This window comes from Streptomyces sp. WP-1, assembly GCF_030450125.1.
Lineage (GTDB): Bacteria > Actinomycetota > Actinomycetes > Streptomycetales > Streptomycetaceae > Streptomyces > Streptomyces incarnatus.
The window spans coordinates 4,051,224-4,077,518 of sequence record NZ_CP123923.1; the positions used below are offsets into that span (position 1 = coordinate 4,051,224).

Annotated in this window: 22 protein-coding genes and 1 tRNA gene; 9 read left to right on the forward strand and 14 right to left on the reverse strand. The window is 69.7% G+C overall.

Annotated features, from left to right (window positions below; genetic code table 11):
- Positions 1-922: 922 nt before the first annotated feature.
- The 9 genes from QHG49_RS17580 to dnaA form a co-directional block, all read right to left on the reverse strand.
- Positions 923-999, reverse strand: a tRNA-Ile gene (locus tag QHG49_RS17580).
- 89 nt (positions 1,000-1,088) lie between these two features.
- Entirely contained in the window at positions 1,089-1,814 is a 726-nt protein-coding gene (locus QHG49_RS17585; protein ID WP_145488827.1) for a DUF3566 domain-containing protein, read from the reverse strand.
- Between the two features lie 18 nt (positions 1,815-1,832).
- Positions 1,833-4,427: a DNA gyrase subunit A gene (gene gyrA / locus QHG49_RS17590; protein ID WP_301490290.1), complete on the reverse strand. Its 2,595-nt coding sequence runs from the start codon at positions 4,425-4,427 to the stop codon at positions 1,833-1,835.
- A gap of 42 nt (positions 4,428-4,469) precedes the next feature.
- Positions 4,470-6,518, reverse strand: coding sequence for a DNA topoisomerase (ATP-hydrolyzing) subunit B (gyrB, locus tag QHG49_RS17595; protein ID WP_145488824.1), 2,049 nt, complete (start codon positions 6,516-6,518; stop codon positions 4,470-4,472).
- Positions 6,519-6,940: 422 nt separating this feature from the next.
- Positions 6,941-7,477, reverse strand: coding sequence for a DUF721 domain-containing protein (locus QHG49_RS17600; RefSeq protein ID WP_145488822.1), 537 nt, complete (start codon positions 7,475-7,477; stop codon positions 6,941-6,943).
- Positions 7,474-8,595: a DNA replication/repair protein RecF gene (gene recF, locus QHG49_RS17605; protein ID WP_301490292.1), complete on the reverse strand. Its 1,122-nt coding sequence runs from the start codon at positions 8,593-8,595 to the stop codon at positions 7,474-7,476. The genes QHG49_RS17600 and recF overlap by 4 nt, the downstream gene beginning before the upstream one ends.
- A gap of 81 nt (positions 8,596-8,676) precedes the next feature.
- On the reverse strand, positions 8,677-9,555 hold the full coding sequence (gene gnd / locus QHG49_RS17610; RefSeq protein WP_145488819.1) for a phosphogluconate dehydrogenase (NAD(+)-dependent, decarboxylating): 879 nt from the start codon (positions 9,553-9,555) through the stop codon (positions 8,677-8,679).
- A gap of 183 nt (positions 9,556-9,738) precedes the next feature.
- Entirely contained in the window at positions 9,739-10,869 is a 1,131-nt protein-coding gene (dnaN, locus tag QHG49_RS17615) for a DNA polymerase III subunit beta (RefSeq protein ID WP_145488817.1), read from the reverse strand.
- A gap of 1,093 nt (positions 10,870-11,962) precedes the next feature.
- A complete protein-coding gene (dnaA, locus tag QHG49_RS17620; RefSeq protein ID WP_301490294.1) occupies positions 11,963-13,966 on the reverse strand; it encodes a chromosomal replication initiator protein DnaA in 2,004 nt (667 codons plus the stop codon).
- 362 nt (positions 13,967-14,328) lie between these two features.
- Between dnaA and rpmH the strand changes: the two genes are divergently transcribed.
- The 9 genes from rpmH (at position 14,329) to QHG49_RS17665 (ending at position 21,205) form a co-directional block, all read left to right on the forward strand.
- Positions 14,329-14,466, forward strand: coding sequence for a 50S ribosomal protein L34 (rpmH, locus tag QHG49_RS17625; protein ID WP_003956500.1), 138 nt, complete (start codon positions 14,329-14,331; stop codon positions 14,464-14,466).
- A gap of 21 nt (positions 14,467-14,487) precedes the next feature.
- Positions 14,488-14,859, forward strand: coding sequence for a ribonuclease P protein component (gene rnpA, locus QHG49_RS17630; RefSeq protein WP_111583366.1), 372 nt, complete (start codon positions 14,488-14,490; stop codon positions 14,857-14,859).
- Positions 14,856-15,230, forward strand: a complete 375-nt coding sequence (gene yidD, locus QHG49_RS17635; protein WP_145488813.1) for a membrane protein insertion efficiency factor YidD — start codon at positions 14,856-14,858, stop codon at positions 15,228-15,230. The genes rnpA and yidD overlap by 4 nt, the downstream gene beginning before the upstream one ends.
- A 3-nt stretch (positions 15,231-15,233) precedes the next feature.
- Positions 15,234-16,562, forward strand: a complete 1,329-nt coding sequence (gene yidC / locus QHG49_RS17640) for a membrane protein insertase YidC (RefSeq protein ID WP_145488811.1) — start codon at positions 15,234-15,236, stop codon at positions 16,560-16,562.
- Positions 16,563-16,577: 15 nt separating this feature from the next.
- A complete protein-coding gene (locus QHG49_RS17645) occupies positions 16,578-17,090 on the forward strand; it encodes a R3H domain-containing nucleic acid-binding protein (RefSeq protein ID WP_145488810.1) in 513 nt (170 codons plus the stop codon).
- A 117-nt stretch (positions 17,091-17,207) separates the two neighbouring features.
- The gene (gene rsmG, locus QHG49_RS17650; protein WP_145488808.1) at positions 17,208-17,924 is read left to right on the forward strand and encodes a 16S rRNA (guanine(527)-N(7))-methyltransferase RsmG; all 717 of its coding nucleotides are present in this window, start codon (positions 17,208-17,210) and stop codon (positions 17,922-17,924) included.
- 295 nt (positions 17,925-18,219) lie between these two features.
- On the forward strand, positions 18,220-19,293 hold the full coding sequence (locus QHG49_RS17655; protein WP_301492819.1) for a ParA family protein: 1,074 nt from the start codon (positions 18,220-18,222) through the stop codon (positions 19,291-19,293).
- Positions 19,290-20,390, forward strand: a complete 1,101-nt coding sequence (locus QHG49_RS17660; RefSeq protein WP_145488807.1) for a ParB/RepB/Spo0J family partition protein — start codon at positions 19,290-19,292, stop codon at positions 20,388-20,390. Before QHG49_RS17655 ends, QHG49_RS17660 begins: the two co-directional genes overlap by 4 nt.
- A 197-nt stretch (positions 20,391-20,587) precedes the next feature.
- The gene (locus tag QHG49_RS17665) at positions 20,588-21,205 is read left to right on the forward strand and encodes a GNAT family N-acetyltransferase (protein WP_159703079.1); all 618 of its coding nucleotides are present in this window, start codon (positions 20,588-20,590) and stop codon (positions 21,203-21,205) included.
- Positions 21,206-21,265: 60 nt separating this feature from the next.
- Here QHG49_RS17665 and trxA read toward each other — a convergent pair whose 3' ends face one another.
- The 5 genes from trxA to QHG49_RS17690 all read right to left on the reverse strand — a co-directional run bounded on the left by trxA (position 21,266) and on the right by QHG49_RS17690 (position 26,246).
- Positions 21,266-21,595 carry a thioredoxin gene (trxA, locus tag QHG49_RS17670; protein ID WP_037650402.1) on the reverse strand — a complete coding sequence of 110 codons (330 nt, stop codon included), beginning with the start codon at positions 21,593-21,595 and terminating at the stop codon, positions 21,266-21,268.
- Between the two features lie 55 nt (positions 21,596-21,650).
- A complete protein-coding gene (gene trxB / locus QHG49_RS17675) occupies positions 21,651-22,622 on the reverse strand; it encodes a thioredoxin-disulfide reductase (RefSeq protein ID WP_301490311.1) in 972 nt (323 codons plus the stop codon).
- A 146-nt stretch (positions 22,623-22,768) separates the two neighbouring features.
- The gene (locus QHG49_RS17680; protein ID WP_301490313.1) at positions 22,769-23,734 is read right to left on the reverse strand and encodes an anti-sigma factor; all 966 of its coding nucleotides are present in this window, start codon (positions 23,732-23,734) and stop codon (positions 22,769-22,771) included.
- Positions 23,731-24,504 (reverse strand): RNA polymerase sigma factor SigM, encoded by a 774-nt coding sequence (gene sigM, locus QHG49_RS17685; protein WP_301490314.1) that lies wholly within the window; start codon positions 24,502-24,504, stop codon positions 23,731-23,733. Before sigM ends, QHG49_RS17680 begins: the two co-directional genes overlap by 4 nt.
- Positions 24,505-24,530: 26 nt before the next feature.
- Positions 24,531-26,246, reverse strand: coding sequence for a protein kinase family protein (locus QHG49_RS17690; protein WP_301490315.1), 1,716 nt, complete (start codon positions 26,244-26,246; stop codon positions 24,531-24,533).
- Positions 26,247-26,295: the final 49 nt, after the last annotated feature.

A 26,295-nucleotide genomic window follows, 5' to 3' on the forward strand; every position in this document is an offset into this window, starting at 1 on the left:
TTTCCCTCCGACTTGGCTCCACACGACCGACAACCTTGTTACCCTTGGCCATAGCCCGATCGCTGGTGCATCCCCCGTCGCCAGCGATCGGGTCTTTTCATGCCCGTGCGGACGGCCTTTCTCCTCACCGGGGAGCGGCACTCCGCCGAGGATCCCGCCCAGTCCACGCTGGAGCGGGCCCGCACTGCCTGGCACAGAGTCGACGCGGCGGACGACCCGGACGCCTATGCCCGGCGCGAGGAGGCCGACCGCGGCGACCGGATCACCCAGGCCGCACAGGCGATGGGCTGCTCCGTCGGCACGGTCAAGAGCAATTCGGCACGGTCAAGAGCAATACGGCCAAGGGGATGGCGAAGCCGCGCCTCGTCCCGCCGCCGGCCGACGCGGTCCCGCAGGGAGAGCGGGCAGGACACACACGGACGGGAACGAACACGGCATGGCCAAGGGCAGGATCACCCTCCTCCTCGCGGACGCGGCGCGGGGGATCGAGACCGGGACGGCCCCTGTCGCGGCGGTCGTACGGGGCGGACGGCGGCGCCGGGCCCGTGCCGAGGCCGGCCGGCAGAGGAGGGCCCGTCCGACCTGGTCGGCAGGACGAGCTACTTCGTCATCCGCCAGTTCGGAAGCCCCGGACAGAACGGCACCCACCTGATCGTGCCCGCCGACCTGCCGCACCCGGAGGGAACCGAGATCAACGCCCTCCCTCAGCCCCTTTCAGCTCACATGCGGCCGCCCGTCACGGACCCACGTCACCACGGTCAGAATTGAGGTGACCTACATCAGCACGCTGAAGGGCGGTTCCAAGCACCGCGGTGGCAGCGGCCATGGTGCCGAACGGGCGCTTCGTCATCGGTACTTCGCCGTTGAGGTCAGCCGTACATGTCAAAGACCCCCGGTCCAGATGGACCGGGGGTCTTCGTGCTGGTGGGGCTAACAGGATTTGAACCTGTGGCCTCATCCTTATCAGGGATGCGCTCTAACCAACTGAGCTATAGCCCCGCCGCGCTTTGCGGGTGTGTGTCCCGCGCGCTGACTCCTGAAGATTAGCGCACGACCACGTCAGTCCCAAAATCGGTTACCGGGGGGCGTCACTCGTCCTCGGCGAGGGTCAGCTCGACGCCGCCGACGAAGCCCGCGGAGAGGTTGTAGATGAAGGCCGCGAGCGTGGCCAGCGCGGTGGCCAGGACGACATCGATGGCCGCGATGATCGTCGTGAACATCAGGACGTGCGGAAGCGAGAGGAAGGACTGCAGGTCGAAGCCGTTCGCCTCGTTCGAGCCGGTCGCCTCCGAGATCGTCCCGCCGACCGTGGAGAACACGCCCATCGCGTCCATGACCATCCACAGCACCGCCGAGGCGACGATCGTGCAGATGCCGAGCGCGATGGAGAGCAGGAAGCTGACCTTCATCACCGACCACGGGTCGGCCTTGGCCACCCGCAGCCGCGCCTTACGGGTGCGTGGCGCGGTACGCACCCCGGTGCGGGGGCGCCGTACCCCGCCGGCCGCCGGCTGCGCCGGGTAGGCCTGCGGCGGGTGGTACGGCCCGCCGGGCTGCTCGGGGCGGCGCTCCCCGGGGAGCGGAGACGCCGACTGCGCCTCCCCGGCCGCGGCCGGGCCTCGGGTGTCCGTCACAGTTCCCCCCTGGGGTGCAGACGTGCCGGAGGCGTCCGCCGCGGACGCCCGCACCGGCTTCAGGTTGGTCGTCTGCGGGTCGGTGGCCGTCCCCGCATGCGCGGCGGAGCCACGGCCGCCGCCGTCCGTCTCCGTACCCGTGGAGGTACCGGCCGATCCGGCGCCCGTGGCTCCGCTCACGATGACTCACTCCTCGTGCTACTCGGCCGAGGGCGCCTCACCCTCGTCCGTGCCGGTGGCCTGGGTCTCCTCGGCGGTGATGTCGTCGGCGTCCTCGCCGTCGACCTCCTCCGCCTCGCGCCCCGCCTCGGCGTTACGTGCGATACCTACCACGGCATCGCGCTTGCCCAGGTTGATCAGCTGGACGCCCATGGTGTCACGGCCCGTCTCCCTGACCTCGTTGACTCGCGTGCGAATCACACCACCGGACAAAGTGATCGCGAGGATCTCGTCGGTCTCCTCCACGACCAGCGCCCCGACGAGCGAACCGCGGTCCTCCACGATCTTGGCGGCCTTGATGCCGAGGCCGCCGCGGCCCTGGACGCGGTACTCGTCGACGAGGGTCCGCTTCGCGTACCCGCCGTCGGTGGCAGTGAACACGAACGTACCGGGTCGCACCACATTCATCGAGAGAAGCTCGTCGCCCTCGCGGAAACTCATCCCCTTGACGCCGGAGGTGGCGCGGCCCATCGGGCGCAGGGACTCGTCCGTGGCGGTGAACCGGATCGACTGCGCCTTCTTGCTGATCAGCAGCAGGTCGTCGTCGGCCGAGACCAGCTCGGCGCCGATCAGCTCGTCGTCGCCGCCGTCCTCGCGCTCCCGCAGATTGATCGCGATCACACCGCCGGAGCGGGGCGAATCGTAATCCTTCAGAGGCGTCTTCTTGACCAGGCCGGACTTGGTGGCCAGCACCAGGTACGGCGCCGCCTCGTAGTCCCGGATGGCGAGGATCTCGGCGATCGCCTCGTCCGGCTGGAAGGCGAGCAGGTTCGCCACGTGCTGGCCGCGCGCCTCCCGGCCCGCCTCGGGCAGCTCGTACGCCTTGGCCCGGTACACCCGGCCCTTGTTGGTGAAGAACAGCAGCCAGTGGTGCGTGGTGGAGACGAAGAAGTGGTCGACGATGTCGTCCTCCTTCAGCTTCGTCCCGCGCACGCCCTTGCCGCCGCGCTTCTGCGCCCGGTAGTCGTCCGTCTTGGTCCGCTTGACGTAACCGCCGCGCGAGACGGTGACGACGATGTCCTCCTCGGCGATCAGGTCCTCGATGGACATGTCGCCCTCGTACGGGATCAGCTTGGTCTTGCGGTCGTCGCCGAACTTCTCGACGATCGCGGCCAGCTCCTCGCTGACGATGCCGCGCTGGCGCACCGGGGAGGCCAGGATCTGGTTGTACTCGTGGATCTTCGCCTGGAGCTCGTCGTGCTCCTGGACGATCTTCTGCCGCTCCAGGGCCGCCAGGCGCCGCAGCTGCATCTCCAGGATCGCGTTGGCCTGGATCTCGTCGATCTCCAGCAGGCCCATCAGGCCGGTGCGCGCGACGTCGACGGTCTCGCTGCGCCGGATCAGCGCGATGACCTCGTCGATGGCGTCCAGGGCCTTCAGCAGACCGCGCAGGATGTGCGCGCGCTCCTCGGCCTTGCGCAGCCGGAACCGGGTCCGGCGCACGATGACCTCGATCTGGTGCGTCACCCAGTGCCGGATGAACGCGTCCAGGGACAGCGTGCGCGGCACGCCGTCGACCAGCGCCAGCATGTTGGCGCCGAAGTTCGTCTGGAGGTCGGTGTGCTTGTACAGGTTGTTCAGCACGACCTTGGCGACCGCGTCCCGCTTCAGGACGATCACCAGGCGCTGGCCGGTGCGCGAGGACGTCTCGTCGCGGACGTCCGCGATGCCGCCGATCTTGCCGTCCTTCACCAGGTCGGCGATCTTCTGCGCCAGGTTGTCCGGGTTCACCTGGTACGGCAGCTCGGTCACCACCAGGCACTGCCGGCCCTGGATCTCCTCGACCTCGACCACCGCGCGCATCGTGATCGAGCCGCGCCCGGTGCGGTACGCCTCCTCGATGCCCTTGCGGCCCACCACCAGGGCGCCGGTCGGGAAGTCGGGACCCTTGATGCGCTCCATGAGCGCGTCGAGCAGCTCCTCGTGCGAGGCCTCGGGGTTCTCCAGGTACCACTGGGCGCCGGCCGCGACCTCGCGCAGGTTGTGCGGCGGGATGTTGGTCGCCATGCCGACCGCGATCCCGGCCGAGCCGTTGATCAGCAGGTTCGGGAAGCGGGACGGCAGGACGGTCGGCTCCTGGGAGCGGCCGTCGTAGTTGTCCGTGAAGTCGACGGTCTCCTCGTCGATGTCGCGGACCATCTCCATCGACAGCGGCGCCAGCTTGCACTCGGTGTAGCGCATCGCCGCGGCCGGGTCGTTGCCCGGGGAGCCGAAGTTGCCGTTGGAGTCCACCAGCGGCATCCGCATCGACCACGGCTGGGCGAGGCGCACCAAGGCGTCGTAGATGGAGGAGTCGCCGTGCGGGTGGTAGTTGCCCATGACGTCACCGACGACACGGGCGCACTTGTAGAAGCCGCGCTCGGGGCGGTAGCCGCCGTCGTACATCGCGTACAGCACGCGCCGGTGGACGGGCTTGAGGCCGTCCCGGACGTCGGGCAGCGCGCGGGAGACGATGACGGACATCGCGTAGTCGAGGTACGAGCGCTGCATCTCGGTCTCGAGCCCGACGGGCTCGACACGCATGGCGAGTTCGCCGCCCTCTTCGGGGGTGACTGGAGTGTTCTCGTCGGCCATTGCTGGTGAAGATCCTTCCCTGTGCGGTCAGCTGAGACCGACTCAGATGTCGAGGAAGCGGACGTCCTTGGCGTTGCGCTGGATGAACTGGCGGCGCGCCTCGACGTCCTCGCCCATCAGCACCGAGAACAGGTCGTCGGCCTGGGCGGCGTCGTCCAGGGTGACCTGGCCGAGCACGCGGTGCTCCTGGTCCATCGTGGTCACACGCAGCTCCTCGGCGTTCATCTCGCCGAGGCCCTTGAAGCGCTGGATGGAGTCCTCGCGGACCCGCTTGCCGCGCTGGCGCCCCATCTCGATCAGCGCGTCGCGCTCGCGGTCCGAGTAGGCGTACTCGATGTCGTCCCGGCCCCACTTGAGCTTGTAGAGCGGCGGCCGCGAGAGGTAGACGTGCCCGGCCTCGACCAGCGGCCGCATGAAGCGGAACAGGAAGGTCAGCAGCAGGGTGCTGATGTGCTGTCCGTCGACGTCGGCGTCCGCCATCAGGATGATCTTGTGATAGCGGAGCTTCTCGATGTCGAAGTCCTCGTGCACACCCGTGCCGAAGGCGGAGATCAGCGCCTGGATCTCCTGGTTCTGCAGGATCTTGTCGATCCTGGCCTTCTCGACATTGAGGATCTTGCCGCGGATCGGGAGGATCGCCTGGTACTGCGGGTTGCGGCCGGACTTGGCCGAGCCGCCGGCGGAGTCACCCTCGACGATGAAGATCTCGCACTTGGTGGGGTCGTTCGACTGGCAGTCGGACAGCTTGCCCGGCAGGGACGCCGACTCCAGCAGGCCCTTGCGGCGCGTGAGGTCACGGGCCTTGCGGGCGGCGACCCGCGCGGTGGCGGCCTGGATGCCCTTGCGGATGATGTCCGCGGCCTCGTTCGGGTTGCGGTCCAGCCAGTCGTTCAGGTGTTCGTAGACCGCCTTCTGCACGAAGGTCTTGGCCTCCGTGTTGCCCAGCTTGGTCTTGGTCTGGCCCTCGAACTGCGGCTCGCTCAGCTTGACCGAGATGATCGCGGTCAGGCCCTCGCGGATGTCGTCACCGGTGAGGTTGTCGTCCTTCTCCCGGAGCAGCTTCTTGTCGCGCGCGTACTTGTTGATCAGCGACGTCAGCGCGGCGCGGAAGCCCTCCTCGTGGGTGCCGCCCTCATGCGTGTGGATGATGTTGGCGAACGAGTACACGCCCTCGCTGTAGCCGCTGTTCCACTGCATCGCGACCTCGAGGGACAGGCTCTTGTCCTTGTCCTCCGCCTCCAGGCCGATGATGGTGGGGTGCACCACCTCTCCCTTGCGGGAGTTGAGGTACTTCACGAAGTCGACGATGCCGCCCTCGTAGTGGTACGTGACCGACTTGACCTCGGCCTTCTCGTCGGCGCCCGCCTCGTCCGCGCCGCTGGTGGCCTTCGCCGACTCACGCTCGTCGGTGAGCCTGATGTTCAGGCCCTTGTTGAGGAAGGCCATCTCCTGGAAGCGCCGGGACAGCGTCTCGAAGGAGTACTCGGTGGTCTCGAAGATCTCCGGGTCGGCCCAGAACGTGACCGACGTGCCGGTCTCCTCGGTGGCCTCGTGCTGGGCCAGCGGGGCGGTGGGCACGCCCATCTTGTAGTCCTGCGTCCACCGGTACCCGTCGGTCTTGACCTCGACGGAGACCTTGCCGGACAGGGCGTTCACGACGGACACGCCGACACCGTGCAGACCGCCGGAGACGGCGTAGCCGCCGCCGCCGAACTTGCCGCCCGCGTGCAGCACGGTCAGCACGACCTCCAGGGCCGGCTTGCCCTCGGACGGCACGATGCCGACCGGGATGCCGCGGCCGTTGTCGACGACGCGGACGCCGCCGTCGGCGAGGATCGTCACGTCGATGAGGGTCGCGTAGCCCGCCAGCGCCTCGTCGACCGAGTTGTCGACGACCTCGTACACCAGGTGGTGCAGTCCGCGCTCGCCCGTGGAGCCGATGTACATGCCGGGCCGCTTGCGGACCGCGTCCAGCCCTTCGAGCACGGTGATGGCGCTGGCGTCGTACGAGGCCGTCGTAGCGGGGACCTCGGCGTGCACGCCGGCGTCGGTGGACGGGATGTTCTCGTTGGGGTTGCCGGAATCGGCCACGAAGCGCCCTTTCTGGCACTGGCACAGCACGAGCCGGGCTCCTGGGGAGCACCCCCGGTGGGGGAAGGCTGCCGGAGCGGCTGCGGCATGTTGCGTTGGTAAGCCTTGATCAGCGTTGCTCAGCTTTTCCCGGGCGGTCCCCACGTTGGGGCGGGATTGGCTTCCAGTCTACCGGTAGCGCTGACATCGATGGGGGTTTGCGGGTACCTGAGTCCCCATGTGCCGCCCTGAACCGGTCTCGGCCGGGTACCGATATACGGAAGGGGGCTCCAAGAGCCTCACAGCGGCACTCAGAGCTTCGGGCCGTCAACCCTTGGCTACTCCAGGGTCAGTACGCGTCCCGCGCCCGCGCGCACACGGGCGCGGGACGGGCGAACCCGCAGGCCAGAGGGGTGTGGCGAGATGCCGTGACGTGAGGTACGTCACCCGTAGGTGTCGCCCGGACCCATGCTTCCCGGGGCCCGCAGCGGGCCGTAGCGGCGGGCCGGGCCGCCGGGGCCGTGCACCTTGATCAAACGGACCGTGCCATGGCCGAGATCCTCGTTGAGCCGGGCGACCAGGGCCGGCGCGAGCAGCCGCAGCTGGGTCGCCCAGGCCGTGGAGTCGCAGGCCACCACGAGCACCCGCTCGTCCTCGTCGTAGCGCTGCGGCACACAGTGCTTGGCCAGGTCCTCGCCGACGATCTGCGGCCAGCGGCCCATCACCCCGCCCACGGCCGCCGGGGTCTCCCAGCCGCGCTCGGTGATCAGCCGGTTGATCGCCGAACCGAGCGCCATCGGGTCGCGGCCGTCGGCCCGCGCCCCGGACCGCAGTCCGCCGCCCCGCCGGGCCTGCTTCTTCTGCCGGGCCGCGTCACCGCGCGCGCGTGCCTGCTCCTTCGCCGCGCGCAACGCCACGCGCGCGAGGTCCACCCCGGAGGGCTCGCCGCTCTTCCGGGGGCCGTCCTTCTCGCCGCTCATACGCGTTCCACCGTCCCGCCCGAGACGGAGTACCGCGCCCCGGCCAGCACCTGCGGGACGTCGTCGTCCACGGCGGCGGTGACCAGCACCTGCTCGCCGGGCGCGACCAGCTCGGCCAGCCGCTCGCGGCGGCGCGCGTCCAGCTCGGCGAAGACGTCGTCCAGGACGAGGACGGGCTCGTTGCCCTCGGCGCGCAGCAGCTCGTACGAGGCGAGGCGCAGGGCGAGGGCGTACGACCAGGACTCGCCGTGCGAGGCGTACCCCTTGGCGGGCAACTGGCCGAGTTTCAGCACCAGATCGTCGCGATGGGGACCGACGAGGGTGACGCCCCGCTCGATCTCCTGCTTGCGCGCCTCGGCCAGGGCGGCGAGCAGCTGCGGGTACAGGTCCTCGCGGGTGTGGGCCTCGCCGGGCGCGGACGGCTTGTACTCCAGCGCGAGCGGGCCGCCGCCGGGGGCCAGCTGCTCGTACGCCTTGTCGGCCAGCGGCCGCAGCGCGGCGATCAGATCGAGCCGCCGGGCGAGCAGCTCGGCCCCGGCGTGCGCCAGGTGCTGGTCCCACACGTCGAGGGTGGACAGGTCCATGGTCCGCCCGCCGTGCCGGCGCGCGAGCGCCGCGGACTTCAGGAGCGTGTTGCGCTGCTTGAGCACCCGCTCGTAGTCGGAGCGCACCCCGGCCATCCGCGGGGAGCGCGCGGTGATCAGCTCGTCCAGGAACCTGCGCCGCTCCCCGGGGTCCCCCTTCACCAGGGCGAGGTCCTCGGGCGCGAACAGCACGGTCCGTACGATGCCCAGCACGTCCCGGGGTCTGACCTGCGAGGACCGGTTGATCCGGGCGCGGTTGGCGCGGCCGGGGTTCAGCTCCAGCTCGATCAGCTGCTGCCGGTCGCCCTGGCGGACCTGCGCCCTGATCACGGCCCGCTCGGCGCCCAGGCGCACCAGCGGCGCGTCGGAGGCGACGCGGTGGCTGCCCAGGGTCGCCAGGTAGCCGACCGCCTCCACCAGGTTGGTCTTGCCCTGGCCGTTGGGCCCGACGAAGGCCGTGACGCCCGGGTCGAGCGGGACCTCGGCCCGCGCGTAGGAACGGAAGTCGGCCAGCGAGAGATGCGTGACGTGCATGGTCGGTGCGCCGGCCTCCTTCCGCTTCCGCGCGACGAACGGGCTGTGGATCGCGGGGCGACCCTGTGGACTACTTCTTCTCTACGGCTTCTTCTCCACGGCGTGGCCGCCGAACTGGTTGCGCAGCGCGGCGATCATCTTCATCTGCGGCGAGTCCTCCTGGCGGGAGGCAAACCGCGCGAACAGCGACGCGGTGATCGCGGGCAGCGGCACCGCGTTGTCGATCGCGGCCTCCACCGTCCAGCGTCCCTCACCGGAGTCCTGCGCGTAACCGCGCAGGCCGTCCAGGTGCTCGTCCTCGTCCAGGGCGTTCACCGCGAGGTCGAGCAGCCAGGAGCGGATGACGGTGCCCTCCTGCCAGGAGCGGAAGACCTCACGGACGTCCGTGACGGAGTCGACCTTCTCCAGCAGCTCCCAGCCCTCGGCGTAGGCCTGCATCATGGCGTACTCGATGCCGTTGTGGACCATCTTCGCGAAATGGCCCGCGCCGACCTTGCCGGCGTGCACCGAGCCGAAGTCGCCCTCCGGCTTGAGCGCGTCGAAGACCGGCTGCACCCGGGCGACGTGCTCGGCGTCGCCGCCGTACATCAGCGCGTACCCGTTCTCCAGGCCCCAGACGCCGCCGGAGACGCCGCAGTCCACGAAACCTATGCCCTTGGCGGCCAGTTCCCCGGCGTGCTTCTCGTCGTCCGTCCAGCGGGAGTTGCCGCCGTCCACGACCACGTCGCCCGGCTCCAGCAGCTCGGCGAGCTGATCGACGGTCGACTGGGTGGGCTCGCCGGCCGGGACCATCACCCACACCACGCGCGGGGCGCTGAGCTTGCCCACAAGCTCTTCCAGGCTGTGGACATCCGCGACGTCGGGGTTGCGGTCGTATCCGACGACGGTGTGGCCCGCGCGGCGGATCCGCTCGCGCATGTTGCCGCCCATTTTGCCGAGGCCGACGAGACCGAGCTCCATCAGTTGTGTTCCTTAGGGTCGCTGCTGGCGTCTGGGGCACGGGAGTGCCGCCCCGAGCCTAAACGGCCCCGCTCACGCACAGTTGTGGGCTCCGGCGCTCATCCGGCGCCACCTGGCGGCGGTGCCGGACGCCCTCGTGGACGCCCGGCACCGTGCACACCTGTGGACGACGCTCGGCCGCGGTCAGCCGCTGAGCCGCACCGGCATGATCAGGTACTTGTAGGCCTCGTCGGCCTCCGCGTCCAGCGCCGGCTTGCCGCTGAGCAGCGCGGGCTTCGTGGACGTGGTGAACGACAGCTGCGCCACCGGCGAGTCGATGGCGCTCAGGCCGTCCAGCAGGAACGTCGGGTTGAAGGCGATCGAGATGTCGTCGCCCTCCAGCTGCGCGTCGACCCGCTCCACAGCCTGTGCGTCGTCGCTGGAACCGGCCTCCAGGATCAGCACGCCCTGCTCGAAGCTGAGCCGCACCGGGGTGTTCCGCTCGGCCACCAGCGCGACACGCTTGACGGCCTCCACGAACGGCGCCGTCTCGATCACCGCGACCGAGTTGAACTCGGTCGGGAACAGCGTCCGGTACTTGGGCAGGTCGCCCTCGAGCAGCCGGGTGGTCGTACGCCGGCCCGCGCCCTCGAAACCGATGAGGCCCTCGCCCGCGCCGGAGCCCGACAGGGCCAGCGTCACGCTGTCGCCCGCACCGAGCGACTTCGCGGTGTCCAGCAGCGTCTTGGCGGGCACCAGGGCGACCGCGGACGCCTCCGGGTTCTCCGGCTTCCACAGGAACTCGCGGACCGCGAACCGGTAGCGGTCGGTGGACGCCAGCGTCACCGTGTCGCCCTCGATCTCGATGCGCACACCGGTGAGCACGGGCAGCGTGTCGTCGCGGCCCGCGGCGATGGCCACCTGGGACACGGCGGCGGCGAAGACCTCGCCGGGCACGGTGCCGGTCGCGTTCGGCATCTGCGGCAGCGCCGGGTACTCCTCCACCGGGAGGGTGTGCAGCGTGAACCGGGACGATCCACAGACCACGGTCGCCCGTACACCGTCTGTGGAAATCTCCACCGGCCGGTTGGGCAGCGCACGCGAGATGTCGGCGAGCAGCCGGCCGGAGACCAGGACGGTGCCGTCCTCCTCGACCTCGGCGTCGACGCTCACCCGAGCGGACACCTCGTAGTCGAAGCTCGACAGGCTCAGCTGGCCGTCCTCGGCCTTCAGCAGCAGGCCGGCGAGCACAGGCGCCGGCGGACGGGCAGGCAGGCTGCGTGCCGCCCAGGCCACTGCCTCCGCCAGTACGTCGCGTTCCACCCGGATCTTCACCGTAAGCCGCCTCCTGCTGTTGCTTCTGAGTCCTCCGACTCGGTGTCACCGCCCATTGCGAAGGGAAGGACACCGGGGACCAGTCTGACGCACCGCACTGACAGTAGGTGCCCGTCGGGGTCAAGTCGGTCCGAGCGGCAGTCGGGCTCGAAACAGCGAGTTGTGCACAGCCCCCGCTTCAAAGCGATTGCCGAACTCTCTCTAGTTGGGAGTAGTAGTAGGGCCTGTGGATACCGTGGATAACCACGTTTGCCCAGCTCAGCGCCTGTTTTTTGTCCACCGGGCCTGTGTATGGAGGCGGTGGACAACCCGGGGTGTCTGTGGAGAACAGAAAGTTCTGCACACCTCGCCCACAGGACGAGGGCAGTTCTCCCCAGCTGTGTCCCCAGGAATACCCAGGTTTCCCACACCCCAACCCGGCACCTTTGTGTGACGCCTTTCACTCGACGCGGTGAGAGGGTGCGTCGCGTTGCCGAACAGTGGACAGCCATGTGGAGAAGCCCCGCCACACTGGGGACAACCGCCCCCAGCCTGTGGGTTGCCGGTGGACAACTTTCTGCACAGCCTGTGGATCATCTCGTCGTCCACAGCCTGTGGATCATCGTCGTCCACGATTCCACAGCCACCTGAGCTGCACCGACGCGATCTTCCCGCCCTCCCTGTGGACACAGCTCGGGACAACTTCACCATCCCCACCGTGTGGAAGAAAGAAAGTCCCCAAATCTGTGGAGGGCGGCCGTAACCCGGCGAGAAATCGAACAGCCGATGACGACCGGGGTGGCGAGTGGACCGCCCCGGCGGCGGTGACGGGCACCCCTGAGCACGGGAACCGAGCAGTCCGACGGTGCGGCTCCAGGTCGCTCCGGTGACCTCGGCGCCGCCTATGGAGGCGGCACTCGCCGGTGCTGGGGCGACCTGGAGCCGCACCGGGTCCGCCCCGGACGCCCCCGCCTCCCGGGACGCCCTCGTCTCCCGGGACGCCCCCCTGGGGACGCTCTGCCCCGCCCCAGAAGCCCGTACATACGAAAAGGCGCCCCCGGGACCCCAGTCCCGAAGACGCCCCCGACGCCAGGCCGGCCGAGCCCGGCGGCAGCTACCCGTTCTTGATCCGGTTCGTCAGCTCCGTCACCTGGTTGTAGATCGACCGGCGCTCGGCCATCAACGCCCTGATCTTCCGGTCGGCGTGCATGACGGTGGTGTGGTCGCGCCCGCCGAACTGCGCGCCGATCTTCGGCAGCGACAGATCCGTCAGCTCCCGGCACAGGTACATGGCGATCTGCCGGGCGGTGACCAGCGCCCGCCCCCGCGACGTCCCGCACAGATCCTCGACGGTCAGCCCGAAGTAGTCCGCGGTCGCCGCCATGATCGCCGTGGCCGTGATCTCCGGCGCGGAGTCCTCCCCGCCCGGGATCAGATCCTTCAGCACGATCTCGGTGAGCCCCAGATCCACCGGCTGCCGGTTGAGCGAGGCGAACGCCGTCACCCGGATCAGCGCGCCCTCCAGCTCACGGATGTTCCGCGAGATCCGGGACGCGATGAACTCCAGCACCTCCGGCGGCGCGTTGAGCTGCTCCTGGACCGCCTTCTTGCGCAGGATCGCGATCCGCGTCTCCAGCTCGGGCGGCTGCACGTCGGTGATCAGGCCCCACTCGAAGCGGTTGCGCAGCCGGTCCTCCAGCGTGACCAGCTGCTTGGGCGGCCGGTCGCTGGAGAGCACGATCTGCTTGTTGGCGTTGTGGAGCGTGTTGAAGGTGTGGAAGAACTCCTCCTGCGTCGACTCCTTGTCCGCGAGGAACTGGATGTCGTCGACGAGCAGGATGTCCATCTCCCGGTACCGCTTGCGGAAGCTGTCGCCCTTGCCGTCGCGGATGGAGTTGATGAACTCGTTGGTGAACTCCTCCGAGCTGACGTACCGCACCCGCGTGCCCGGGTAGAGGCTGCGCGCGTAATGCCCGATGGCGTGCAGCAGATGGGTCTTGCCGAGCCCCGACTCCCCGTAGATGAACAGGGGGTTGTACGCCTTCGCCGGCGCCTCCGCGACCGCCACCGCGGCCGCGTGCGCGAACCGGTTGGACGCGCCGATGACGAACGTGTCGAAGAGGTACTTCGGGTTCAGCCGCGCCGTCGGCTCACCGGGACCGCCCGGAGGTCCGGGCTTGGCGGCCGGTGCCCCGGACGTCCCCGCCGGGGAGCTGTCCGGCCGGCCGGTGCCGCCGCGGTGCGCGGGCCCGCCGCCCATCGGCTGCTCGGGCAGCTCACGGCGGACCGGGTCGCGCTGGTCGTACTCGGTGCGCGAGGTCTCGTAGTCGGGGCGGTCGTAGTCGGACCGCTCGTACTCCGGGCGCGGCTTGTCGTAGTCGGGGCGCGAGGGCTCGTACTCCCCGCGCTCACCCCGTTCCCCACGGTTTCCGCGGTCCCGGTCGCGCGGGCCGTCGTACTCGCCGTGCTGCTGCTCGTACGGCGGCCGGTCCATGCCCTGCTGGCGGTAGTCGTGGACCGGCGGGCCGTAGGGGTCCTGGGGGTGCCCGTGGGAGGACGGCGAGGCGTACGGGTCGCGCTCGGGGAAGCCGAGCCGCTGCTGCTGCCAGCCGTAGTCGTCCTGTCCGCCGCGCGGCCAGGCGCCGGGCTCCGGACGCTGGTACTCGCCGGGGTAGGCCGGGCGCGCCGTGGGCAACTGGTCGCCGCGCGAGGCCGGTTCGCCGCCCTGGTGCTGGTCCGCGCGGTGGCGGCCGTAGCCCTCGTACGACGGACCGGAGGGCAGCTCCGGCTCCTCGTAGCGCGAGGGGGCCGGCTGCGGCGCGCTCGGGGCCGGGGGCTCGCCCGCGGAGTCGTCGACGGTGATCGCGATCCGGATGGGTCGGCCGCACTCGCGGCTCAGCGTCTCGCTGACGACCGGTGCGAGACGGCCCTCCAGTACGTTCTTCGCGAATTCGTTCGGCACGGCGAGCAGAGCGGTGTCCGCGACCAGCGCGAGCGGCTGGCAGCGGCGGATCCAGTGCTCGTCCTTGACCTCGACACCCTGGCCGCGGCCCTCCCCGAGGAGCTGCTCCAGTACGCGTGGCCACACTGCGGCAAGATCGGCAGGTACGTCAGCCACAGGGCACGCTCTCTCACGGGGTGAATTTCGGGTGGTCGGCGGGGCGAACCCGCCGGGGCGGGGGACAAAAGAACGAATCGGAGTCCAGCCACGGTAGTCAGCGCGGCCGGTAGGGTTCAAGTTGTTGTCCCCAGCCTGTGGACAGTGTCTCCCAGCGGCACTCGGTTTGACCGGATGGCGTAGTCCCGCGTACCGTACCCAGGTCGAGTTGTCGATGGCTGCTGCCGCCTGCCTCCGATGGGCACAGATCGCGTCAGGTGATCGGGAAGCGGTGCAATCGGGCGTGACGCGAGCTACTCGTGGGCGCACGGTGACAGCCAGGACGGCACCCCGCCACTACCGATTCTTTCTGGAGCCCCCGAGTGAGCAAGCGCACCTTCCAGCCGAACAACCGTCGTCGCGCGAAGACCCACGGCTTCCGGCTGCGTATGCGCACCCGTGCCGGCCGCGCGATTCTCGCGTCCCGCCGTAGCAAGGGTCGCGCCCGTCTGTCCGCCTGATCACGGTCAGGTCATGACATCGTGCTGCCCACCGAAAACCGGCTGAGGCGGCGCGAGGACTTCGCGACCGCTGTACGACGAGGTCGCCGGGCTGGTCGTCCGACCCTCGTCGTCCACCTTCGTAGCGGTGCCACGGACCCGCACGCGCCTGGGGAGAGCGCTCCTCCGACGCGTGCGGGTTTCGTCGTCAGCAAGGCCGTGGGTGGCGCGGTCGTGCGCAACAAAGTGAAGCGCAGACTGCGTCATCTGATGCGTGACCGAGTCGTACTTTTTCCCCCCGGTAGCCTGGTAGTGGTACGAGCGCTGCCCGGGGCGGGCGACGCCGACCATGCACAGCTGGCCCAAGACCTGGATGCCGCCCTACGGCGGCTGCTGGGAGGGGGCACGCGATGAAGTACCCGCTGCTGGCTCTGATCAAGCTGTACCAGTGGACGATCAGTCCATTGCTCGGGCCGGTCTGCAAGTACTACCCGTCGTGCTCCCACTACGGCTACACGGCCATCGACCGGCATGGTGCGATCAAGGGCACGGCACTCACCGCCTGGCGCATCCTCCGGTGCAATCCGTGGTCGCTGGGCGGCGTGGACCATGTCCCGCCGCGCAAGCGTCCGCGGTGGCACGAAATGCTGCGCGACGCCTGGCGCGCACGCCGGGGCGGGCCCTCCGCCGCCGAACCGGCCACCGAAGCGAAGCCCGAGGACTTTGTCTCCGAGCTTCCTCCGAGCCCGGCCGCAGAGACCTCGTCCCATGCCCAAGGAGCATGATTAGTGGACACGATTGCCAGCCTCTTCAGTTTCATCACCTGGCCCGTCTCCTGGGTCATCGTCCAGTTCCACACGGTGTACGGGGCGATCTTCGGGCCTGACACCGGGTGGGCCTGGGGCCTGTCCATCGTGTCCCTGGTGATCCTGATCCGCATCTGCCTGATCCCGCTCTTCGTGAAGCAGATCAAGGCGACGCGCGCGATGCAGACGCTCCAGCCTGAGATGAAGAAGATCCAGGAGCGCTACAAGAACGACAAGCAGCGTCAGTCCGAAGAGATGATGAAGCTGTACAAGGAGGCGGGTACCAACCCGCTCTCCTCGTGCCTTCCCATCCTGGCGCAGTCCCCGTTCTTCTTCGCCCTGTACCACGTGCTCAACGGCATCGCCTCGGGCACCAAGATCGGCTACATCAACTCCGATCTGCTCGCCAGCGCCCGCCAGGCGCATATCTTCGGGGCCCCGCTGGCCGCGAAGTTCCTGGACGGCGCCGACACGGTGCAGAAGCTCGGCGCCTCGCTGACCGACGTCCGCGTCGTCACCGCGATCATGATCGTCCTGATGTCGGCGTCGCAGTTCTACACGCAGCGCCAGCTGATGACGAAGAACGTCGACACCACGGTGAAGACGCCGTTCATGCAGCAGCAGAAGATGCTGATGTACGTCTTCCCGATCATGTTCGCCTTCTTCGGTATCCGCTTCCCCGTCGGTGTCCTCATCTACTGGCTGACCACCAACGTGTGGACCATGGGCCAGCAGATGTACGTCATCCGCAACAACCCGACCCCGGGCTCCAAGGCCCAGGCCGCGTACCTGGAGCGCCTGACCAAGCACGTCACGCACCACGGCAAGGTCGGCCGCCGCAGCGAGAAGGCGATCATCAAGGCGATCGTCGCCAAGGGCCGCGAGCGCAACGAGTTCGAGCGCAAGTTCATCAACTCCCTGAACAAGGCCGGCCTCGCCGCCCAGGCGGACGGCACCGTGGTGAAGAGCGTGGCGACCGAGGCCGAGGCGGGGACCGAGGACGGTGTGACCACCGCCGCCGGTACCGCAGCAGCGCGGCGCCAGCAGCCCAAGCGCCAGAGCAAGGCCCAGCGTCAGTCCGGCGGGACCAAGCAGACCGGCGACTCTCCGTCCCTGGAGAAGACCGACTCCGCTGAGACCTCCGACTCCTCCGAGCAGCCCACCTCGTTGGAGAAGACCGACCAGCCGCAGGACAGCAAGCCCGCCGCTGCCCAGCAGGGCTCGAAGCCCGGCACGGGCGCCCGCAGCAAGGCCCAGAGCGGCCAGCGCAAGGGCGGTTCGCAGCGTCCCAAGTCCCCGTCCAAGAAGTAAGAAGGAGCCCAGCCCGTGACGGAAGGCACCACCTCCGCCGCTGCCGAGGGGGCAGACACCCTCTCCCGCCTGGAGCAGGAGGGCGAGATCGCGGCGGACTACCTGGAGGGTCTGCTGGACATCGCCGACCTCGACGGCGACATCGACATGGATGTCGAGGCCGATCGGGCCGCCGTGTCGATCATCAGCGACAGCGGCGGCCGGGATCTGCAGAAGCTGGTCGGCCGTGACGGCGAGGTGCTGGAGGCGCTTCAGGAGCTGACGCGTCTGGCCGTGCACCGAGAGACCGGTGACCGCAGCCGGCTGATGCTGGACATCGCCGGGTACCGGGCCAAGAAGCGGACCGAGCTGTCCGAGCTGGGCGCCAAGGCTGCCGCCGATGTGAAGAGCTCCGGCGAGCCCGTGAAGCTGCGGCCGATGACCCCCTTCGAGCGCAAGGTCGTGCACGACGCGGTCAAGGCCGCCGGGCTGCGCAGCGAGTCCGAGGGCGAGGAACCGCAGCGGTTCGTCGTCGTGCTGCCCGCCTGATCGGCCCCCTTGTTCCACCGGCCCCGTCTGTTGAGCAGACGGGGCCGAACTTTGTCAGCCTGGTAGTTCTGGTGGCCGGTGCGCGAAGCGCCGGCGCTGTACGGAAGGACGGTCCCCGTGACGGAGGCAGCGGAGCTTCCCCCCGCGCCCGAGCAGGCGCGCGAAGTATTCGGTGATCGCTTCGCCGATGCGGTGCGCTACGCGGAGCTGCTCGCGGAGGCGGGTGTGCAGCGTGGCCTGATCGGCCCGCGGGAAGTGCCCCGCCTGTGGGAGCGGCACATCCTGAACTGCGCGGTGCTCTCCGAGGCCGTCCCCGAGGGCGTGACGGTCTGCGACGTGGGCTCCGGTGCCGGGCTGCCGGGCATCCCGCTGGCCCTGGTCCGCGAGGATCTCAACATCACCCTGCTGGAGCCGCTGCTGCGGCGCACCAACTTCCTCACCGAGGTCGTCGAACTGCTCGGCCTCGACCATGTCACCGTCGTGCGGGGACGTGCCGAGGAGGTCCTGGGCAAGCTGACGCCGGTCCATGTGGTGACCGCCCGCGCCGTGGCCCCGCTGGACCGCCTGGCCACCTGGGGGATCCCGCTGCTGCGCCCGTACGGCGAGATGCTGGCCCTCAAGGGCGACACCGCCGAGGAGGAGCTGAAGGCATCCGCCACCGCGCTGAGCAAGCTCGGTGCGGTGGAGACCTCGATCCTCCATGTGGGCGAGGGCATCGTGGACCCGCTGTCGACGGTGGTCCGGGTCGAGGTCGGGGAGAGCCCCGGCGGTGTGCGCTTCGCCGCCAAGCGGGCGAAGGCCGCGCGCACGGGACGCGCCCGCCGGCGCCGCTGAGCCGACTGGCCGTACTCCCACCAGCTGCCCGCCCACGCACGACGGAGTGTCGCAAGGCCCCGGTCGCCGGTGCTGTGCATCGTTGTTTCACGTGAAACGTCGCTCACTGTTGCACGGCATCATCAGTCGCGGCCGCGCGGCCGAACCCCGCGACCGGAAGCCTCTCGGTTCCCTCAAAGGAGGCTCGGTCCCCTCCGTCCGGCCGACTCCGTCCCCCGCAGAGGGCACGGAGTTGTCCACAGAGGTGGATTTCTCCACAGAAGACCCGGCCTCACTGGTTCACGACCCCGAAGGCATGGGAGGCTCTGTTCATTGCGAGCCTGAAGTCGAGGAGAGTGAATCCTTGCGGTCCGACGCCAACATCGCGGGACCGATGACCGATCCGGTCCCCGGTCCCCGAACCGAGTCGACGGGGGCGGATGTTTCACGTGAAACACCGCCCCCGATGGACGACACCCCCATCGGTCGTGCGGCCCAACTGGCCGTGGAGGCTCTCGGGCGCGCCGGCGAAGGTCTGCCGCGACCGGAGCAGACCCGCGTCATGGTGGTCGCCAACCAGAAGGGTGGCGTGGGCAAGACGACGACGACCGTCAATCTTGCCGCCTCGCTGGCTCTGCACGGTGCCCGTGTGCTGGTGATCGACCTGGACCCCCAGGGCAACGCGTCCACGGCCCTCGGGATCGACCATCACGCCGAAGTTCCGTCGATCTACGACGTGTTGGTGGAGAGCATGCCGCTCGCCGAGGTCGTCCAGCCGGTACCGGACGTCGAAGGACTCTTCTGCGCCCCGGCCACCATCGATCTCGCCGGTGCGGAGATCGAGCTGGTGTCCCTGGTGGCTCGCGAAAGCCGGCTGGACCGCGCGATCCAGGCGTATGAGCAGCCGTTGGACTACATCCTCATCGACTGCCCGCCCTCGCTCGGCCTGTTGACGGTCAATGCGCTGGTCGCGGGCCAAGAGGTCCTGATCCCGATCCAGTGCGAGTACTACGCGCTGGAGGGCCTGGGCCAGCTGCTGCGCAATGTCGATCTGGTGCGGGGGCACCTCAACCCCGCCCTGCATGTATCGACCATCCTGCTCACCATGTACGACGGCCGGACGCGTCTCGCCTCCCAGGTCGCGGAAGAGGTGCGCAGCCACTTCGGCGAGGAGGTGCTGCGGACGAGCATTCCCCGCTCGGTCCGTATCTCCGAGGCGCCGAGCTACGGGCAGACGGTGCTGACTTACGATCCTGGATCGAGCGGCGCCCTCTCGTATCTTGAGGCGGCCCGAGAAATCGCGCTGAGGGGCGTTGGCATCAGCTATGACGCGAGCCAGGCCCACATCGGCGCCCAGAGCGACCCGAGCATGGTGGAGGGGATCCAGTGAGTGAGCGACGGAGGGGGTTGGGCCGAGGACTGGGCGCGTTGATCCCTCCTGCCCCGGTCGAGAAGAACCCGGTACCGGCCGCGCTGGGCGGCGGTGCGTCCGCCTCTCCCGGGGGCGTTCCGGTCCTGACGGCGGAGCGCGGGGTGGCCGCGGCGAAGGTGGCCACGCTGCCGTCGCCCGCCCAGGAGACCGAGGAGCGATCGGCGGCCCCGGCCGCGGAGACGCCTGCGCCTCCGGTGGGCGCCCACTTCGCCGAGATCCCCCTAGACGCGATCACGCCGAACCCGCGCCAGCCGCGCGAGGTCTTCGATGAGGACGCTCTGCACGAACTGATCACCTCCATCCAGGAGGTCGGCCTGCTCCAGCCGGTCGTCGTACGGCAGCTGGGCCCCGGCCGCTATGAGCTGATCATGGGCGAGCGCCGTTGGCGCGCCTGCCGTGAGGCCGGTCTGGAGGCCATCCCGGCGATCGTCCGGGCCACGGACGACGAGAAGCTCCTCCTGGACGCGCTGCTGGAGAACCTGCACCGCGCACAGCTGAACCCGCTGGAAGAGGCCGCCGCCTACGACCAGCTGCTCAAGGACTTCAACTGCACGCACGACCAGCTGGCCGACCGGATCGGGCGCTCCCGTCCGCAGGTCTCCAACACCCTGCGGCTGCTGAAGCTCTCGCCGACCGTGCAGAAGAGGGTCGCCGCCGGGGTGCTCTCCGCCGGACACGCGCGGGCGCTGCTGTCCGTGGCGGACTCGGAGGAGCAGGACCGGCTGGCCCATCGCATCGTGGCCGAGGGGCTGTCGGTGCGGGCCGTCGAGGAGATCGTGACCCTCATGGGCTCCCGGCCGCAGAAGCCGCAGCGCCCCAAGGGACCGCGGGCCGGCTCCCGGCTCTCCCCGGCGCTGAACGAGCTGGCGACCCGGCTGTCGGACCGCTTCGAGACCCGGGTGAAGGTCGACCTCGGGCAGAAGAAGGGCAAGATCACCGTGGAGTTCGCCTCCATGGACGACCTCCAGCGGATCCTGGGCACTCTCGCCCCGGGCGAGGGCCGGGTCCTGCCGAGCGACCTCCGGGAAGACGGCGAAGAGGACCAGGACGACTGATCCCTGGACGCTTCGATCCCCCGGGATCATGCGAGGAGCGGGCGTGTCCGGTGGGTACCGGAACACGGCCCGCTCTTTGCTTTGCGGCAGTATCGAGCGAATCGCAGGGTGGATACGATGCCAGTGCTCAGGGAGCGCAGTGCTCGAACGGCCGCTCGCGCCGCGGCGGCCGGTGAGGGAAGCGAGGAAGGGCCTTCATGGGGCGTCGGCTGGTGCCGCTCACGCTGGACAACCTTCAGGACCTGCCCCAACGCTGCCGCTCATGTGTCTTCTGGGAGCTGGACCCCGTCAGCGGTGAGGCGGCGGTGAAAGGCGGCACGGCCGCCGAGGAGAAGGAATCCTGGATCTCCGCCGTCCTGCTCGACTGGGGCTCCTGCGGCCGTGTGGTCTACGTCGATGACGCACCGGTGGGCCATGTGCTCTACGCCCCTCCCGCCTATGTCCCGCGCTCGGCCGCCTTCCCCACGAGCCCGGTCTCACCGGACGCCGTCCAGCTGATCACGGCCTTCATCAAGCCCGGCTATCAGGGTCAGGGGCTCGGCCGGGTGCTGGTGCAGACGGTGGCCAAGGATCTGCTGCGCCGGGGCTTCAGGGCCATAGAGGCATTCGGGGACGCCCGCTGGAAGGAGCCCGCCTGTCTGCTGCCGGCGGACCATCTCCTGGCTGTGGGCTTCAAGACGGTACGGCAGCATCCCGTGCATCCCCGGCTGCGGCTGGAGCTGCGATCGACGCTCTCCTGGAAGGAGGACGTCGAGATGGCGATCGACCGGCTGCTGGGCGCGGTCCAGAAGGAACCGGCGCTGCGGCCGCTGTAGCGGGCACAGACGAAGGGGCCGACCCGTGGAGGTCGGCCCCTTCATGTTTCACGTGAAACATCACTCGGCGATGAAGTCCTCGAGGTCGCGGACGATCGCGGCCTTGGGCTTGGCGCCGACGATGGTCTTGGCGACCTCGCCACCCTGGTAGACGTTCAGGGTCGGGATGGACATGACGCCGTACTTGGCGGCCGTGGCCGGGTTCTCGTCGATGTTGAGCTTGACGATCTCGATCTTGTCGCCGTGCTCGGCCGCGATCGCCTCCAGGGAGGGGGCGATCTGACGGCACGGACCGCACCAAGCGGCCCAGAAGTCCACCAGGACGGGCTTGTCGTTCTTGAGGACGTCCTCGTCGAAGGAGGCGTCGGTCACGTTCTTCAGGGCGGCCACGCTGGGCTCCTTAACTGATCGTGGGGCGGGAGGGGGAGAAAGCTGAGAAGGAGCGTCAGAGCGCGGCGGTCTTCTCGGGCTCGGCCTGGTCCTCGTCCGCGAGAGCGGCGAGGAAGCGCTCGGCGTCCAGGGCGGCGGAGCAGCCGGTGCCGGCCGCGGTGATCGCCTGACGGTAGGTGTGGTCGACCACGTCACCGGCGGCGAAGACACCGGTCACATTGGTGCGGGTCGAGGGGGAGGCGACCTTGAGGTAGCCCTCCTCGTCGAGGTCCAGCTGACCCTTGAACAGCTCGGTGCGCGGGTCGTGGCCGATCGCGATGAACAGGCCCGTCACCGGCAGCTCGGACAGCTCGCCGGTCTTGAGGTTGCGCAGCTTCAGGCCGGAGAGCTTCTGCTCGCCCTGGATCTCGGCGACCTCGCTGTCCCACACGAACTTGATCTTCGGGTCGCCGAAGGCACGCTCCTGCATCGCCTTGGAGGCGCGCAGCGTGTCCCGGCGGTGGACGATCGTCACGGACTTGGCGAAGCGCGAGAGGAAGGTGGCCTCCTCCATCGCGGTGTCGCCGCCGCCGATCACGGCGATGTCCTGGTCCTTGAAGAAGAACCCGTCACAGGTGGCGCACCAGGAGACACCGCGGCCGGACAGCGCGTCCTCGTTCGGGAGGCCGAGCTTGCGGTGCTGGGAGCCGGTGGTGACGATGACGGCCTTGGCCTTGTGGACCGTGCCCGCGGTGTCGGTGACGGTCTTGATCTCCCCGGTGAGGTCGACCGAGACGATGTCGTCCGGGATCAGCTCGGCTCCGAAGCGCTCGGCCTGCGCCCGCATGTTGTCCATGAGGTCGGGGCCCATGATGCCGTCACGGAAGCCCGGGAAGTTCTCCACCTCGGTGGTGTTCATCAGCGCGCCACCGGCGGTGACGGCGCCCTCGAACACCAGGGGCTTCAGCGATGCGCGGGCGGTGTACAGCGCCGACGTATAGCCTGCGGGCCCGGAGCCGATGATGATCACATTACGGACATCGCTCACGGCTAGATTCCTCGTCTCTGGTCTGCGTCAGTCGACCGGTGAAAGTCCCTTTCGGGACTCCCACCCCACCCAACGGATCCTACGGGGCGCGCATTCCCGTTGTGTCCGGGCACACGCGTGCAGGGGAGGCCGACCGGGACCCGGCCTCAGGGACGGGCGACGGGCTGCTTCAGCAGAACCTTTCCGGCGGAGACCGGCTGCTGTCCGACACAGGCGGCGTCGACCACATAGGCCGTGACACGCGCACGGTCCTGGGGGTCGGGGAGGATGACGAGATAGGCGCTCTTCCCGGCGTAGGTACCGGCCTTCGCGGCCAGGGCCTGCCCGCCCCGGGGGACCGCCCGTCGGACGCAGTCGGGAACCGCGACCTGGTGCTGGAGGAGCGTGTTCGCGCTCTCGCCCGTCTGCGGGGTGTTCTGCCCGGAGCTGTCCCCGGAACGCGACCGCTGGCCGTCCTCCCGCTGCGGGCTCTTCGTGGACAGCAGGTCCCGTACCTGGTTCTGGACGCTGCTCCCGGAGAAGGCGACGGCCGACGCGCTCGGCTTCGCCTTGGCCGTCGTGGAGGAGGTGTTGCCGCCGAGCGACTGGAGCACCAGCGCACCGGCACCGAGGACGGCGGCGGTCAGTACGCCGCCCAGCACGAGGGCCCTGCGGCGACGGCCGGGCCCGCTCTTCTTCCGGCCCGGCCCGGTCGCGGCCTGCGAGCGGCCGACGGGACGGCCGACGGAGGGATCGCCGGGACGGCCGGCGGGACGGCCGATAGGGGGACCGGCGGGGCGATCGGCCGGAGCGGCGGTTCCGTGCTCGCCGGGCGTCGATGTTTCACGTGAAACATGGTCCGTGGAGTCCGGCCCGGAAGCGTTGAGCAGCGCCTCGGCGGCCAGGGCGGCGTCGATGCGCTGGGCCACGTCGACCGGCATGGGCTCCGGCGCCCGCGCGGATCCCAGCAGCCCCCGGATCTCCTCCAGGGAGGCGTAGACGTCCGCGCACACCTCGCAGGCGCCCAGATGGCGTCGTACGTCCGTACCGCGCTCGGGCGGGAGAAGTCCCTCGGCGAGGTCGGAGATCTCGGTGACGTCCGGGTGCCCGGCCGTGTCCGTCGTCGATGTCACGCTCGCCCACCTCCGCCCTTCGCTACGGCTGAATCGGTCGGTCCCGCGTACGGGAGGCTCGCATCGGAAGCCCCCGCTGCCGATGGGACGGATGTCCCTTCCACCCGGTTCCGGCCAGAACTGATTTCTTCCGTCCCACGGCCCGCACCCGCGCCCCGGTCCTCTTCGGTGCCCCGGCTCCCTTCCGTGCCGCGGCCGGGGCGCAGATGGGCGAGCAGGGGCAGCAGCCGGGCTCTGCCCCGGGCGCACCGGCTCTTCACCGTGCCCGTCGGTACATCGAGGATCCGGGCCGCCTCGGCGACCGGGTAGCCCTGCATGTCCACGAGGACCAGCGCGGCCCGCTGCTCCGGCGCCAGGGTGCCCATCGCCTCGATGAGCTGGCGGTGCAGATCATTGCGCTCGGCCGGCGCGGACGCGGACTCGTGCGGCTCCAGCAGCTGTTCCAGCCGCTCGGTGTCGTCCACCGGGGCGGTCTTGCGGGAGGCCGCCTTGCGGGCGCGGTCCAGGCAGGCGTTCACCGTGATCCGGTGCAGCCAGGTCGTCACCGCCGACTGGCCCCGGAAGGTGTGCGCGGCCCGGTAGGCCGACACCAGGGCGTCCTGTACCGCGTCGGCGGCTTCCTCGCGGTCCCCCAGCGTGCGCATCGCGACCGCCCAGAGCCGGTCCCGATGCCGCCGTACGAGCTCTCCGAAGGCGTCGGTGTCACCCTGCACATGGCGGGTGAGCAGCTCCTGGTCGCTCACCCCGTCGTATCCGGCGTCCTCCGCCATCTGTCCCCTCCGGTCCGGGTGAGACGTCAGCCCGTGAACTGCACTTCGCCGATGGCCTGCTTGTATCCCGCTCTGGAGTAGAGCGTGGAGTCATAGCCGGAGTTCGGCAGCGCGGTCAGCCAGACGAGGACGTACCGCGTCTTCAGCTGCTTGGTGACCTTCACGGTAGCGGTGGTGCCGGTGGTGGTGACCGTGCCGATCCGGGTCATCGAGTCCAGCGACGGCGGGGTCAGCGAGTCCGCGGCGTACAGCTCGACCGTGGTGTGGTCGCCGCCGTAGCGCAGGCTGAGCGTGGCCTTGTCGAGCTGGGTGGCCGAGCCGAGGTCGTAGACGATGCCGACGCCCGGCTTCAGCGGCGCGATGGGCGGGCCCTCGTTGAAGGACTTGGTCTTCCAGTAGGTCGACGGATTGCCGTCGTACGTCTTGGCGACGTTGGCGGCGCTCTGGGGATCGCCCTCGGCGACGAACTCCTGGCTGCCCTGGATCTTTATCGGTGCCGCCGGCTGCTTGGCGGTCTTGTCGCCGCCGTCCGTGGTGCGGCTCTTGTTGGTGTCGTTGGACTTGCCGCCCTGGTCCATCAGGGCGTCCGCCAACTGCCAGCTGCCCAGGCCGAGAGCGGCGATGAGAAGGGCGGAGACCGCCCACTTCAGCGCCTTGCCGGTGCGGCTCTGCAACGGGGGCGGCGGAGCCGCGATCGGCTGGGCGGCGCCGGGGTGCGGCGCCGGACGGCCGTAGGTGCCCTGCTGGTAGGTCGTGCGCTGGTACTCGGGCGGCGTGGTGAACGCGGGCTCCGGCGGGCGGATGCGCGGCATCTCGCCGATCGCCTTCACCAGCTCCTCCGGCGTGGTGCACGGCGCCTCGTGCCGGGACGCGGTGGCCCCGTCGTTGGCGAGCGCCCGCATGGCCAGCTCGGACAGGCCGCGGTGGATGCCGGCCCGCACCTGGTCCGGTGCGACGAGGCCGACGTCCTTGGGGAGGCCCGACAGGCCGTACGCGTCGTCCTCGTAGGGCCAGCGCTGGGTCAGCGCCGCGTACAGCAGGGCGCCGATCGCCTCGGTGTCGGCGCGCTGCGGGGTCTCGGAGCTGATGCCGCGCAGCGCGGCGTTCACCGCGAGGCCGCGGATGCGCCACTGGCCGGTCGAGGTGCGCAGCACCGCGTTGGGGTTCAGCCGCAGATGGGCGAGGCCCTCGCGGTGCGCGGCGGCCATGGCGGAGGCCACCTGACTGACCATCTGGTACGCGTCGTGCGGCTCCAGCGGACCGGCCGTGAGCAGCGTCGTCAGCTCGGTGGCGTCGGGCAGCCATTCGTGGACGACGTAGACGAGGTCGTTCTCCTCGACGGCGTCGAGGACCTGGACGAAGCGCGGGTCGCCGAGCAGCGCGGAGGACCGGGCCGCGGCGAGGACCGAACGGGCCCGTGCGTGGTCCGCCGGCAGTACGTGGACGCCGACGGCGCGGCGCAGTTTCTCGTCGACCGCACGCCAGCTGCTGAATCCGTCCAGTCGGGTGACGCACTCCTCCAGCCGGTAGCGTCTGGCGAGTTTGTGACCGCTGTGCAGTTCGGGCGGCGAGGCCTGCTTGAGCGAACCCTCCGCGCCGTTCCCCTGCCCCTCACTGCCGTCCGTGTCCCGCTCCGGGCTCTTGGCCACCCCGTCGGCCGTGGACTGGTCCGCCTTCGCGGTCAGCGGCTGCTCGCCGCTGTTGTCTGCCACGTCGACGGCAGCCGTGCTCCGTTCCGCCACCGTCGTCCCTGCCTCCCCATCCGTTGCACGCTGTCCGACGCCGAACCCA